Here is a 10,175-nt window from a genome sequence, read left to right as displayed (position 1 = left end):
TTTTTAGGAAAGCGTTCTCCTCCTCCAGCCGCGCCACTTCACGTTTGAGCCGTGCATGTTCGGCCAACTCCAAGCGTTGTGCCTGATCGTCCTGGTCGTGCCGCCGCGCCTGGGCGCGCCAACTGTACAGCTGGGCAGGCTGCAACCCCAGATCACGAGCCACCGTGGTTACCCCTTCTGTGGCCGCTCGCAACAGTGCCTGCTGCCTGAACTCCAGGCTGAACTCCTGCCCCTTTCTGCCTGCCTTGCTCTTGGTCATCGTCCACCTCCTATTGCGAGAGTTAATCGCTTATAGGGGTGTCCGTGAAACGGGGGCAAGATCACAAACCCTTGCACCAGGGTGAAATCGAACGGCTGCTCGATGGCCTCATCCCACATGCCTGGACGACTGCCCTCGCTGGGATAGTCGCGCAAGTCGTAGGTCGTGGCGAAACGCCGACCGCCCCGGTTAGGCCGGTTCTCTACGAAGTCGTAGGCTCCAAAACTGGTAACACTGTCGATAACCGCCTCTCCCAGCCGGGTATCGGATAGCCGGACAGGCTGCTCGCTGCCGTTGAACAATAGGCTGTAGAAACCTCCGATCTGCGAGTACAGCCCCCCCGCCTCCGACTCTTCAATGCCCAGCAATACCGGCTCGTAGCGCGAGAGCATGTGAGACGTGGTAATTAGCAAGTCCTGCATCCGGCGGATGCCATCGTCCAATTCGCGGTACTTCAAGATCACCGCCAGGTGATAGTTCACCTGGCGGAAGCTGCCCTGCTGGAAGGGGCGCACATAGGCGTCTACGAAGTCTTGCAGCACCGGCAGCTCGACCCTGTACTTTCCGGCCAGCTCGACCCGGCTCTTAGTTACGTAGGTCTGAAGCATCAGGCTCTTGCCTTCCTTCTTGCCCACGGCCAGAAAATAACGATTGAGACGGTAGAACAGCTTGTCCAGCTCGGATTTGTCGCGGGTTTCGTGGGAAATGCCCTTGAGCCGGATCAGCCCGACCAGGCGATTGCCTGGCAGCGTTACCATGTGCTCATGCACGTGGTACTTCATCAGCGGTGCCTGAACTTCCGCAGGCATAACGGCAGTGTGCGTAGCGCTTGCCATAGAACACGCTCCAAAGGGGATTGATCGGTGCAAGGCGTAGCCCGCGACCGTATTTCAGGTTCAAGAAGAAGCGGCGCACGGCGAAAATCACCCGCCGCATGTAGCGAGCATCGAAAGAACTCACCACGGCAAAACCGACCAAGGCCAGCAGCAACGGTGACATCAGCAGCAGCGCCCCCCACCAGGGCAGCAAGGCAAAGCCACCACCGCCCACCACCAGCAACGCCACCGCTATCCCCACGAACGGTAAAAGCGGTACGCCAAGGAACATCGCGGGACGGCTCATCGCGTTGTAGCTGGGGAACAGCAACTCCTCATCGCTCATGGCTTGCCCTCACGCCACCGTACCGCCACCGAAGTACGCCCAAGCCCACGCGCCAAGGATCAACGCCGCGCCCACAGCAGCGATCACAATCACCTGATTCACGTAGTCCATGAAGGTCTTGGAATGATCGCCATTGGCACGCGCAATCATCCAGCCAATGCCCACCCAGAGCAGGCTCAACAAGGCCAGGCTGCCCCCAATAGCGAACATGCCAAGGCGGATGTTCTTGGCCACTTGGACTGCCTTTTGATCCCATTCATCGGCCATCGCCATCAACGGTGTGTAAACCGCCAGAAACACCGCCAACCGCTGCCCCGCCTCATGTCCCTTACTCTTGAGTTTTTTCAACGCCTTCATCATCACTTTCCTCTGGTCCCTGATACTTCAGGGTTGGGGGTTGTGCCACCGGCTGAGCAGCCGCTGGCAGGTCATAACGTGGGTATTGCCGGAGCACATCCCAGCTCTGGTATGTTGGGCGCACGGCCTCACGGCCATCGTTACGCGATGCCTGCTCTCGTTCGGCCTCGTTGAGAGCAGGCACGGCGGGGAGGTCGTTGTTCGCCAACACCCGCTGCACGTGGCTAGTCCCGCCGAACGCCGGTTCAGGCCGAAAGCCCGTGGTGAAATTGCCGCTGTAGTACCCGCTGATCGCCTTGCGGATCGCCACTGCCGCGAAGCGCTCTGCGGCAATGCCTTGGCGTACCAGCGCCGCAGCTCATCCCCCGCAAGCTTCAGATTGCGGCACGGCTCGATCACCTCGGCCACCTGCCGGGGATCGCTCGCATCGAAGTGCTGTCGGTGTATCTGGCCCAGCCCCACCGCAAAGCTCTTGCCCTCCTCCACCAGCTTTTTCACCGCCACCAGAGCTTCCTCAAGGCTTTGCGGCTGACGCGGCAAAGCACCGTCCTTCACGCCAATGGCGTAAGGATTGAGGGCGGATTCGGTTTTAACGACGGGATACAGCGTGGAGGGGTGAACAGCAGGAGCGCATTGCAGGGCCAGCGCCATAAAGGCACTGGTAGTTAACATTTCAAGTCTCCTCTTTCGTCTTCATCTCGATCTGAGATACGTGCAACTCTCGAAGAATCTCCGCCTTGGCCATGTCGGAGTAGTGATCTACCAGGTACTGTGCGATCTGCGTCGGCGTTACCTGGTCACCAACCTGGTAACTGATTTCGATGGCAATCCCGATGAGCTTCGAATAGCGTTCGAGGCCGATATGGACATTGCGCGTATTACCGGCCTTGGCCGTCTTCGACGGACCAGGTTTGCTTAACGACATTGGTGTCTCCTGTTGGTGAAAAACGAACAGCACAAAAACCGGCAGATGAACACCTGCCGGTGTAATGCGTGATTTTGTGAATGGCAGCCCTAACTCTGGGCCAAAGGCTATTCGGCTTCGAACGCCTGCTGCGCGAGCTTGAGAATGTCGTTCCAGCTCAACACGAAGGTGCGCCCATCCTCCCTATTCAAGCGGCGTGGGTCTGATGTTTGGCCCTATGCGCAGGAGTTTCCAGCGCCGTAACGATTCGCCCCAGCTCAGACAGGCTTCGCCCCTTGTTGCGCCGGGCCTTTAGGTCTTCATGTTGGAGAACCGCAAGAAGCCGCGCACGCCGCACAGTCTCCGAGCGCAGCCCCACCACCAAGTGCAATGATTTCTCAAGGTCCGTGGGCAGGTTGCGGTATTCGATGCAGCTCAACGTGCAATTCACCCGCAACAGCAGCACATCCCGCAATCCCTGGATCACCGAATCGGGCACCACATACGGGGTGTCCGAGAAGCGAACGAACTGGATGGCTCCAGGGATACGAGTGATGTGCGTGGTGTGGATTTCTTCGGGGTCGAATCGTAAGAATAGGTAGCCGGGGAAGAGAACCTTTTCCTTGGTTCGAAAACCATCGCAGTCTGAACGCCTTTGTTTCTCTACCAATACCGGCGAGTAAACCTCTACGACCTCAAGGCTTTCTATTTCCAACGTAACCCATTGATTGGCATTGGATTTACAAGATAGTAGATGCCAATTTTTCATCCCTTGAATCCTCCTTTCGGGCAGCCGCCGCCCGGACCGATCCGTGGAGGATTTCGGTTTCTCGCAGCGACCTTTCTAGACGAAAGAGCTGTATGAATATACAGTGTCTTGAAGATTTGCACGAATCACAAGCCCGCGCAAGCCTTCCTTGAGGAGAGATGGTAATCGTATTTTGTGAAAATACAACAGATTAATCCTAAAAGAGACGTATTAGTCGTATCAAAAGCAGCCTTATGGATAGACCATCACCATATTTATGGGTGGTCGTTTCCGTGGATTCCTTCAAAAAAATTGTTGGCCTGTTAATAAGAAATGCAAGAAAAAACAAAGGACTAACGCAAGAAGAGCTAGCAGAAGGGATCGGTTCTGAGGGTGCTACCATAGGCCGCTACGAGAGAGGTGAATTCGCTCCGAGCCTGGAGCAATTGGCAAAAATTTCAGATTTCCTTTCTGTCTCCCCTGCGGAGCTTATCCCTACTCGGGGAGACCGAGAGAAGGAGAGATTAAAAGAGCTTCGTAAAGAACTCTCTGAAAAATCGCTTCAGATAGATTCCCCCTCGCATCTGAAAGAGCTTATCCAACATGCAGATGCTCTCATTCCATCCAAACGCAGTAGCACAGAGGGTTAATTGTCCACAGGAAATAATTCCGGTTCTTGCCTTCATGGGGTGAGCCATTCTCTGCCGACTTTCGCCTAGTGTTGGTGCTTAGCCCAGCAGCCTACAACACTGCCGGGCTGGCAGAAATCGCAACATTTACTGATTTCCGTATTTCTGTAAAAGAAGCTCCCGCACCTCATCCGCAATCTTTGTCCCACGCTGTGCGCAAGCGGTCTTTATCTGACGATGTAAACTCTCTGGCACGTCAATAGTGAGCCGCTTCATCCTCTCTGGCTTGTCGCCGTTGCTACGGCTCTCCACCCACGCATCGGCTGCAACCGGATCAGCCTTGTTACTCGGCCTGATACCTATTTGGACTTTTTTCATGCTCATAGTGCGAACTCCATCAGCTCGGCCTTGACACCCTCTATTTCCATCGCCGCCAACCCCTCTTTCTCAATCTCATACACTGCCCGCCCTTGAGCCGCGGCTTCAGCGAAAATGACTCGCTGAGTAACACTCGCAGCCAGTGTCACCACTGAGTAAGTTTCTAGAGCTTCGCCCACATCGCGGCCAATAGCTGTGTTTGCGATTTTACGATTTACAACAAATGCGGCTTTCAGGCTTTCTTTATACACCTGAGCTTCCTCTATCAGCTTCACAACCTCATCGGCTGCCCAAATGTCGTAAGGGCTGGGCTGGACGGGAATCAGCACCACATCGGAAGCCATGATCGCGCTGCGAGCCAGGTCGGTTACACGAGGTGGCCCATCTATAACGATGTGGTCGTAGCCCTGCCCTATCTGGGCAATCTCCTTGTGGACAGTAGGCCGTGGGAGGCCGACTACAGAAAAGAGCGCCTCCCCCTCACGGGCTGCCGCCCAGTCCAGAGCACTTCCCTGCGGATCGGCATCAATAAGCAGTACCCGCTCCCCTGCACGGGCAAGGCTGGCGGCAAGGTTCACGCTGAGAGTGGTCTTCCCAACGCCTCCTTTTTGGTTCAACACACCAATAATCATGAATTCATCCTTTACAGTTTATCGTCTTTGCATTTTGTCGCATTTACTATTTTACGATTATCCTGAGAAACTTCAACCACTGGGGACGGATAGAGGGCGCTAGGCTGAGGTCCTTGCCAGCGCCCGGTAGAGGGTCGCTCGATGCACGCCGAGCAGGGAGGCGACATGTGCGGTGGAATTTCTTTCGTCGTCGATCAAGTGGCGGGCAAGGGCGACTTGTTCAGGTGAAAGGGTAGGGCGACGACCAAAGCGCACACCGCGCATCTTTGCGGCGGTCCGCCCTTTATGGGTCCGTTCAATGATGAGCGACCGTTCGAACTCGGCAATTCCGGCAAACACGGTTAGCACCATGCGCCCTGCCGGGCTTGTGGTGTCGGCCCACGGCTCGGCCAGGCTGCGCAGGCCGACGCCCATGCTCAGCAACTGTTCGGAGATTTCCAGGAGATCACGGGTACTGCGGGCGAGTCTATCCAGGCGCGAGACTATTACTACGTCGCCTTTGCGCAGATGATCGAGCATCCGTGCGAGTTCAGGCCGTGCAGCATGAGTACCTGTAATTTTCTCGGAGAATAGGCGTGAGCAGCCTGCGGCTAGCAGCTCGTCGCGTTGGATTCTCAAGTCCTGGTCGCCGGTCGATACCCTGGCGTAGCCAATTAGGGTCGCCCTGGATGGATAGGGGGAGGATATTTCCTGCATGGGCATTTCACTTTGTCGCAAATATGGTCTCTCACTCTAGATTATATGCGACAGAGATATGCGACGGGCAAAGGCTGGGAAATGCTGGTGGGAAATATTTGTCGCAAAAATTCTCAATTTTGCGACAGGCATTCACTCCTCAACCATGCGGTAGCTGTAGCGCGGGTCGTTTAGCCCAGCCAGCAGCTTGTCGAACTGGCGTTCTCCGGCCTTCCTGGTTAAACCTTTGCTGATGGTTTGCCAGCGCGCCTTTCCCTTGCGCTCTTGAATCGCCCACGTCTTCGGCTCAGTTTCGTCCTCGTAGGCGCTTTCTGGCAGTTCGGCGGCTGGTTGATTGCGATGGCGCTTTGGCTTGGCAGCCAGGTCGCGCTTGAGCTGGTCGCGCTCAGTCATGAGCTTGTGCACCAGGTCGTTGTATTCCTCGCGCTGCTGCACCAGTTGTTGCTCAAGTGCCCGGATTTGCTCAGCCTGCTGGATCACTGTTCTCCGGTATAGAGCCTCTTTCCCGTCCTTTCCTTCTTTTCGTGACGGTTGATCGTCACGCTTTTTCTTGTTCGCCCGGTAGCGCCGCGCCCGCTCTGCGTCCGACAGAGCTTTGCCGGTGAATGGCCGACCGCGACCCCGCTTCGGCTCCTCCAGTGGGAGGGGTTGGGTTTGCTTGTCGCCTGGGTCGATCATTGCGGCGTCTCCGTGCTGGTGCTTAACCCTGCTTTGTTGACCACTCCGGGAAAATCGATGATGAATTTCATGGCTTGAGTCCTTCTTGGCGCCTCGCCGTTGTGGCTGGCATGGAGCAATTATATGTGATGCGTCACGATAAATACAGTGATTAGCGTGACGAATCACGATAAATATCGACCGCTCGTCGGTATTTATCGTGACGCGCCTAGCTCGTCACGATAAATAATGCCGCCCGCTTTTTGGATTTCCCAGCCCTCGGGAGCTTTCGCTAGTCAGGTGCCGCGCTCCCGGCTCGTCGGATCAGCTTCACCGATCCGGCGAACGGAAGCACGGGCGCAGCGAACACTTGACTTCAACTGGAAAGAAACAGCCTTCGACCGGGAGCAAGGGCAGCCTCATCGCCCATGCTCCCGAGTCCTCGGCGGGCCGAGTGGGGAGTCCAGAGGGGCAAAGCCCCTTTGGGCAAGGCCACTGGCCGCGCAGCAAGGGAATCAATTCTGGCGAAGCCAGGCATTAGCGAAGCGCTCTGCTTCTAGAAGCTTTTAGAAGCTCTAAGAGAGAACAGTCACGACTTGCTCTCCTCTTGGGCTCACTTATTTTCTGCTGGATTCACTTATCTTGGTTATTCACAAAAAAAGCCCGGCGCTCCCCTTGGTGGGGCACGTTACGCATCACGAAAAATGAGGGAATCAGCGCGTGCGGAGGGCAAAAAAAGCCGTTTCTCGCCTTTTCGGCCCTGCATGCCGGAGAAATTGGCCGGAACCCGAACGCAGGCCGAGGGGTGGCCCTAGCGCTCGTCGTCGCCAGTAGAGGAGGGGGTGGGGGAGTGTCTTCGAAGCCAGGCATCCCACGACATGCCGCCTAGCTCGCTAAACAATCGCAATCGGTCGCGTAGCCCAATGCTCACACCGGGGTAGCGATCTGCGATCTGCGCTTCCACGTCTAGGCAATGCTGCGCATAGTCGTCCTGGAGCTGCTGAATCGGTTCAATCTGGCGAGGAGCCTGGTTCTTGCGCTTGAGCTTCGCCGGAATGTTCATCCATCCCAGCTTGCGCGTCTGCTGCTCTTTTAGAAGCTCGCGCTCAGCCCGCTTCACGTCCTCGATCTGCGGATTGGCCTTGCGCCACTTGTTGCGGAACTTGCGCAGCTTCGCCGAGCACTCCTCGCGGAACTTCCGAAACTCCGCAAATGACAGTCGGCCCAGCACGATGAGGAAGTTCTCCGAAACGGTCTTGATCGCTGTCCTCGCACGCTTGCTACCGTCCTCCAGCTCCTCATATTGCTCGTAGAGCGTGATCGCCCCTGCTTGCTTGAGCTGCGCGAGAGTGCGAAAAAAACGCCCCGAGGCCACCGCCTCCGGTCGTGCAGGGTCACGGCTCGGCCTGGTCAGCCCGCACAATCTGGCCAATTCGTCGCAAGAGGTATGCCGGAACGATCCGTCGGCCAGGGGGCGCCCAACCCGCAACGAGGCGAAATCAGTCATCGACAGGATCGCCGACAGCAACAACGCGTGACCTTCGCGTCCCTCGCTGCGGTTCTGCCGTGGCGTGCCGTCCTTGTTCACCTTGCGGCTCAGGTTCGACAGCAGCAATAACGCCTTCGGCGTGTAGTAATAGTGCTTGGCCGCCTCGATCAACAGCCGCTGAATCTTCAGGAAAAAACCACTCTGGGGCAGAGGCAGCGACAGCCGCTCCTCTGCCAGCCGCTGCGGGTCATGCCCACAGCGATTGCCACTGCCCGTACATGCGTCCTTCCGAGGGAACGGCGGCGGACTCATTCCCATCTCCACACACTCAACCATCAGCCCGATCCTTCTGCGCGGCCCAAACACCAGGCACGACAAGACCCCACCAGGACAGTTCGTCGGTGCGCCGCGTCAAAACGCAGCCACGACGATGCCTCGGCGGTGCCGTCAATTGCTTGAAAACAAAGGAAGTACAGAGGGGGAGGGCGGGCCTGAAAGCCGCTGGGAGTCTGCTAGTCACACGCCCCTACGCTTAAGCAGGCGTAGGGGGGTTGATTGGGGTAAAACATGAGATATAATCTTTCTCGTGGTTTGTTTCAGCCTTAACCCCGTTATTCCTACGTCGCCTGCTAAGTGAAGAAGGAATTTCGGGGTTTTGTGCGTCTGGACCTTTTGTTTTTCGATCCATACTTGCCACTTAACCGGGTGGCGTCCGTCGATTAGCGGATATTACCTCTCCCGTCACACCCCGGCAACAATCCCGCCCAGCCCCTAGTCCATCTGCATCCCATCTTCCTCTTGCTCTATCTCCAATGCCTCCACCACAACACTCACCGCAGCCACGTCGGCCAATCCTTCTCGCTCGGCGTTGAACGCCGCCCGCTTCTCTTTGCCCGATAGCTCGGCGAAACCAGGATCACTCGCAGCCTGGGCCTTCGCCCACTGTCTGAATTCTTTATCCAGCGCCCGCCGCTCGATGTTTTTGTCGTGCTTCGCCTGCAAGGCAGGCAGCGCCTCCGGGCTGGCTTGCTGTTCTGCTGTACGTTCCTTCGCCGTGAGCGCTGATTGCCGTTCTGCATCACGTTCGTCACGGATAACAGGGGCAGAGGGGGCAGGGGAGGCCGTGTCACTGGCCATCTGTGCTTCGAAAGCCCGGTCCTGCGCTTCAATCGCCGCAATAGCCGCGTCTACATCGATCCAGCTCGTCTCCTGCCGTTCCCGCTCCTGGGATTCCAGCAGGCTTTTCTGTGCCACTTGCATCTCTTCGCCAACCACGCCATAGCGCTGCTCCGCCTGTTCGATGAGCGACCGGGCCAGTGCGTAGCCAGGCGAGGCCAGCAGCTCCTCACGCAACGCCGGATTCAACCGCTCGCTGCGATCACCCACCACCTGCTGGAACGTGGCCCGGTAAGCCTCATGCTCCATCAACGATGCCACCCACTCACGCCCGGCCTCGCTCGCATCCTCACCAAAGAGCACCTGCACCGCATGCTCCTCGGCTCGCATACCTAAAATTGCCGGTGCCGTGCCTACATCCGCCATCGACAGGCCGCTGTTACGCTCCCAACGCGCCTCACGCTCCAGGATCGCAGAACCATCCCTGGCCTCCACCGCAGGCGCGGAAGCCGGTGCAGCCTCCTGTCCGAGTTCACGCCCGACCTGGACCGCCTCTGCGGCCACCTCTGGTGCCGAACGCCCCACCGACTCCGCCGCCCAACCTCGCCGCTGCACGGTACGCTCCAACTCCTGCCCGGTGCGCTCGTCCCGCGTCCTCACCTGTACCGGTTGCGTACCCTGGTCCTTCAGACGAATCGCCTGCCCCAGCCTGAAGCCCTGCGCCTCCATCGCATCCTTCAAACCGACGCCCCAGTACATCTTCTCCCCGGCATCCGTCATCAGACGCACGTAGTAGCTCATGTTCTGCTTGGGATCATGCTTGTAGGGCGCATTGATCTTGCCCCCGTTTCACGGACACCCCTATAAGCGATTAACTCTCGCAATAGGAGGTGGACGATGACCAAGAGCAAGGCAGGCAGAAAGGGGCAGGAGTTCAGCCTGGAGTTCAGGCAGCAGGCACTGTTGCGAGCGGCCACAGAAGGGGTAACCACGGTGGCTCGTGATCTGGGGTTGCAGCCTGCCCAGCTGTACAGTTGGCGCGCCCAGGCGCGGCGGCACGACCAGGACGATCAGGCACAACGCTTGGAGTTGGCCGAACATGCACGGCTCAAACGTGAAGTGGCGCGGCTGGAGGAGGAGAACGCTTTC

Annotated in this window: 15 protein-coding genes and 1 pseudogene; 2 read left to right on the top strand and 14 right to left on the bottom strand. The window is 57.6% G+C overall.

The annotated features are described in order from the left end of the window. From GAK38_RS22515 to GAK38_RS22485, 8 genes and pseudogenes are all read right to left on the bottom strand, one after another. Positions 1-259: transposase (locus GAK38_RS22515; protein WP_296799339.1), on the bottom strand; the 259-nt coding region annotated here is incomplete at its 3' end. Beyond that, positions 256-1,041 (bottom strand): hypothetical protein, encoded by a 786-nt coding sequence (locus GAK38_RS22510; protein WP_325347140.1) that lies wholly within the window; start codon positions 1,039-1,041, stop codon positions 256-258. The genes GAK38_RS22515 and GAK38_RS22510, both read right to left, overlap by 4 nt. Continuing rightward, positions 1,022-1,420 (bottom strand): VirB3 family type IV secretion system protein, encoded by a 399-nt coding sequence (locus GAK38_RS22505; protein WP_325347139.1) that lies wholly within the window; start codon positions 1,418-1,420, stop codon positions 1,022-1,024. Before GAK38_RS22505 ends, GAK38_RS22510 begins: the two co-directional genes overlap by 20 nt. Before the next feature lie 9 nt (positions 1,421-1,429). Next, positions 1,430-1,777, bottom strand: a complete 348-nt coding sequence (locus GAK38_RS22500; protein WP_325347138.1) for a hypothetical protein — start codon at positions 1,775-1,777, stop codon at positions 1,430-1,432. Then, positions 1,749-2,087 carry a hypothetical protein gene (locus GAK38_RS22495; protein WP_325347137.1) on the bottom strand — a complete coding sequence of 113 codons (339 nt, stop codon included), beginning with the start codon at positions 2,085-2,087 and terminating at the stop codon, positions 1,749-1,751. Before GAK38_RS22495 ends, GAK38_RS22500 begins: the two co-directional genes overlap by 29 nt. A 38-nt stretch (positions 2,088-2,125) precedes the next feature. Then, positions 2,126-2,428, bottom strand: a pseudogene (locus GAK38_RS24045) (transglycosylase SLT domain-containing protein); the annotation flags it as partial. Positions 2,429-2,450: 22 nt separating this feature from the next. Further along, positions 2,451-2,702 (bottom strand): hypothetical protein, encoded by a 252-nt coding sequence (locus GAK38_RS22490; RefSeq protein ID WP_325347136.1) that lies wholly within the window; start codon positions 2,700-2,702, stop codon positions 2,451-2,453. 187 nt (positions 2,703-2,889) lie between these two features. Continuing rightward, a complete protein-coding gene (locus tag GAK38_RS22485; protein ID WP_325347135.1) occupies positions 2,890-3,450 on the bottom strand; it encodes a transcription termination/antitermination NusG family protein in 561 nt (186 codons plus the stop codon). Positions 3,451-3,722: 272 nt separating this feature from the next. Between GAK38_RS22485 and GAK38_RS22480 the strand changes: the two genes are divergently transcribed. After that, positions 3,723-4,079 (top strand): helix-turn-helix domain-containing protein, encoded by a 357-nt coding sequence (locus GAK38_RS22480; RefSeq protein WP_325347134.1) that lies wholly within the window; start codon positions 3,723-3,725, stop codon positions 4,077-4,079. A 126-nt stretch (positions 4,080-4,205) separates the two neighbouring features. On the opposite strand, the gene GAK38_RS22475 is transcribed toward GAK38_RS22480, so the two are convergent. The 6 genes from GAK38_RS22475 to GAK38_RS22450 form a co-directional block, all read right to left on the bottom strand. Then, positions 4,206-4,334 (bottom strand): plasmid partition protein ParG, encoded by a 129-nt coding sequence (locus GAK38_RS22475; RefSeq protein WP_325347141.1) that lies wholly within the window; start codon positions 4,332-4,334, stop codon positions 4,206-4,208. A gap of 104 nt (positions 4,335-4,438) precedes the next feature. Further along, complete coding sequence (gene parA, locus GAK38_RS22470; RefSeq protein WP_325347133.1) at positions 4,439-5,068, bottom strand: ParA family partition ATPase; 630 nt, start codon at positions 5,066-5,068, stop codon at positions 4,439-4,441. A 99-nt stretch (positions 5,069-5,167) separates the two neighbouring features. Then, a complete protein-coding gene (locus GAK38_RS22465) occupies positions 5,168-5,764 on the bottom strand; it encodes a recombinase family protein (protein ID WP_325347132.1) in 597 nt (198 codons plus the stop codon). 132 nt (positions 5,765-5,896) lie between these two features. After that, positions 5,897-6,442: a hypothetical protein gene (locus GAK38_RS22460; protein ID WP_325347131.1), complete on the bottom strand. Its 546-nt coding sequence runs from the start codon at positions 6,440-6,442 to the stop codon at positions 5,897-5,899. A gap of 790 nt (positions 6,443-7,232) precedes the next feature. After that, complete coding sequence (locus GAK38_RS22455) at positions 7,233-8,222, bottom strand: hypothetical protein (protein ID WP_325347130.1); 990 nt, start codon at positions 8,220-8,222, stop codon at positions 7,233-7,235. Positions 8,223-8,681: 459 nt separating this feature from the next. Then, positions 8,682-9,827, bottom strand: coding sequence for a hypothetical protein (locus GAK38_RS22450; protein ID WP_325347129.1), 1,146 nt, complete (start codon positions 9,825-9,827; stop codon positions 8,682-8,684). A gap of 96 nt (positions 9,828-9,923) precedes the next feature. Here GAK38_RS22450 and GAK38_RS22445 point away from each other — a divergent pair. Then, positions 9,924-10,175, top strand: a 252-nt coding sequence (locus tag GAK38_RS22445; protein WP_291781585.1) for a transposase, incomplete at its 3' end; no start/stop codon positions are given.

The organism is Xylophilus sp. (assembly GCA_009914555.1).
Classification (GTDB): Bacteria; Pseudomonadota; Gammaproteobacteria; order Burkholderiales; family Burkholderiaceae_C; genus WNDY01.
This window is presented reverse-complemented; position numbering and strand designations above follow the sequence as displayed.